The 375-nt window shown below is 72.5% G+C and carries 1 pseudogene; it reads left to right on the forward strand.

The window, feature by feature from the left end:
- Positions 1-129 precede the first annotated feature (129 nt).
- Positions 130-375: pseudogene (locus AC5RUJ_RS18665) on the forward strand (MFS transporter); the annotation flags it as partial.

Consider the following 375-nt stretch of genomic DNA (forward strand, 5'->3'; position numbering starts at 1 on the left):
GAGGCCGCCCGGGCCGACGCCGAGCCGGCCCGGTCCAACGCTGAGCGCGTCCAGTCGGAGGCCGAGCGCGCCAAGTCCGACACCGAGTAACGGCGGTTTAACCGGTTGCAGGTCGACTAGGATCGGCGTGTGACCCAGCAACCAGACGCGGCGCTGAACGCAGACCCTCGCACGAGGGCCGTTCAGCGCCGCGTCGTTGTTTCCCTGTCCCTGGCCCAGCTGTTCAGCGGCTTGGGCCACGGCGCCGGGCTGGCCATCGGCTCGCTGCTGGCCGTGGAGCTCACCGGCAGCGAGGCCCTGGCGGGAACGTCCACGATGGCGATAGCACTGGCGGGCGCGCTGGCGGCGCTGCCGTTGGCCGGTGTCGCCGCCCGT

Source organism: Arthrobacter sp. Y3223164 (genome assembly GCF_059091005.1).